General features: G+C 54.2%; 3 protein-coding genes and 1 pseudogene. All 4 read right to left on the bottom strand.

The window, feature by feature from the left end; genetic code table 11:
* The coding region (locus GGD62_RS40685; protein WP_210318083.1) for a hypothetical protein at positions 1 to 223 on the bottom strand (223 nt) is incomplete at its 3' end.
* Positions 224 to 773: 550 nt separating this feature from the next.
* A complete protein-coding gene (locus GGD62_RS40475) occupies positions 774 to 1,346 on the bottom strand; it encodes a hypothetical protein (protein WP_183714842.1) in 573 nt (190 codons plus the stop codon).
* Positions 1,347 to 1,435: 89 nt separating this feature from the next.
* Entirely contained in the window at positions 1,436 to 1,786 is a 351-nt protein-coding gene (locus GGD62_RS41440; RefSeq protein ID WP_246800591.1) for a hypothetical protein, read from the bottom strand.
* Positions 1,787 to 1,889: 103 nt separating this feature from the next.
* Positions 1,890 to 1,946: pseudogene (locus GGD62_RS42075) on the bottom strand (integrase core domain-containing protein); the annotation flags it as partial.
* Between the last annotated feature and the right edge of the window lie 11 nt (positions 1,947 to 1,957).

Genomic DNA, 1,957 nt, shown 5'->3' with positions numbered 1-1,957 from the left:
CAGCGGCAATCGCCGCTCCGACATCAATCCCCCACGACATCCAATAGGAAACGCCAAATCGGAAACGGATTTGTTGGTTTTTCAGCGGACTGCTAATGCTTCCAATCGAGGTATCGGCGGACCAGATGAGGCATCTGTCGCCAGATCGCGCGCAGGCGGTAGTCGAGACCATTAGAAACTCCTCGCCATCTCTCATAAGCCAAATGAAATCTTTGAGGCTCATTCTCGGCGCCGATGTGAACGCAGTCGCTCTTGAGGACAAGGTGCCGAGTTCAGGCTCCAAAATGGATCGCTACGACTGGTTCTTCTTGGTCCAGCGAATCCAAAAAGATTCAGACCTTGCCGGATTGGTGGCGCTTCTTCGGACTATGAGTGGATGCGCCGCACTTGTAAGCTCCAAGAGCGTCCTAACAGATGTTGAGGAAGCGATCCTGGGCGAGGCCGTTCAATCGATTGTAGAAAACTACGGAGAACGAACATGACTGGCCCTATGAAGTACGAGGAACTTAGGAGGGCCCATGCCGGTGAAGCCCTCACCAACTGGATTACTGGTCATCAAGGCTTGTTCGTACTCTGCCGTGAACTCGAGCGCAGCCTCAAGCTAATGGAACGTGCTATTTCAGCCGACAATCATGTGGCCACTGCTCGTCAGTTTCAGCGGTTCTTATCAATAACCAGGGCGTGTGCAGTCGCGTTCAAGGTTGCCGGCAATATGTCCAGGAACGACTACGAGAAACACGTGGTCGTTCCGATGCTCGGCGTGGATGAGGCCTTCACAGGACTTTGGGCTCGCGACCATTCCTCGATGTTGCAGCAACTGCGTTCCACCTTTGCGAAGTTGCGCGGCTCGGTAGGCTCACCCTGCAATTCGGGAATATCCATGCGCGGTAGCGATGCAATGCGAGAAAGTAGATCGATGCGAAGAATGCAAAATAGCCGTCGATCGGAAGAGTGCGCGCTGGTCTTTTGTCGGTGCGCGGCGTAGTAATGTTGTTCCAAGTTGGCATGCCTACGATAATAGGATCACCGGGCTGGTACGAACTTTCCAGATATCGGGCGTGATCTACGGTTGCAATTATCTCGAACCTGATATTTGGATTTAGGCCTAGCATTGCTCCAACTGAAGCCGATAAGCCTTCCCGTAGCGCGCGATCCTGGCTCTCCAACCGGAAGCGGTATCCATCACCATTCTTCACGACCTTGTAGTTGTCATCGATGCCGCGAGCCTTGGGACCCTTCGTAATGTGGGAGTTATAGACTTCATGGTCATAAGTCTCCTGCCACATGATGATGCCGTCAGCGCCGGCGTTCTTCAGGCTTCTATAATGCCGTGACGTCAGCGCCATCGTGCAAAACAGTACTCTGTTTGCGAGACTTCCGCCCATTATCTGCCTTACTCGTTGAACAAGGACGGGAATCTGATCTCTTACGAATTTTACATCATCGCCACCAACAAGTTCGATGTGCTGGAAACCCTTCGCGAGAGGTACTCAACCTGCACGACAATGAGCCGCTCGTCCAGGCTTAGCCGGCGCATCTCATTGTTGTCGGAGCGCCAGCCACAGAAATTACAATCAGACGCGCAGCGATTTGTTACTTCCACCGGTGCCATCGAAACAACCAAGCCGCCATAAATCTTGCGACGGACAAATTCGGACTTTGCAAGAACTTTGTCGCGAATGGCCTGGAACTCGGTTGAGTGGATCGCGTTCACGAGTGAATTGAGCTTCGCGTAGCTGAGTGACTCGCTCTCCGCTTCCTCCAGTATTGCCTCGACTTGCGGCACTGTCGGGACGGGGACGCGGCGCGGAGCCCTCGACACAGCGCAGCGTCCCGTCCCGTTGCGTCTCGGACGCTGTTAACCTGGCGTAAGTTGATGGCGGCAGGTTGCCGATCCCGCTGTGCGGACGAACGGTGTTGTAATCGTCCTGCCATTCGGCGAGCAGCTCCCGAGCAT

Origin of the sequence: Bradyrhizobium sp. ERR14 (assembly GCF_014198235.1) — a bacterium.
Taxonomy (GTDB): domain Bacteria; phylum Pseudomonadota; class Alphaproteobacteria; order Rhizobiales; family Xanthobacteraceae; genus Bradyrhizobium.
Note: the sequence above shows the minus strand (reverse complement) of the source record. Positions and strands in the feature narration are given on the sequence as shown.

Excerpts from the sequence above, each read along its gene's own strand:
- GGD62_RS40475 (WP_183714842.1), bottom strand. The coding sequence starts at position 1,346 with ATGGCGCTGACGTCACGGCATTATAGAAGCCTGAAGAACGCCGGCGCT.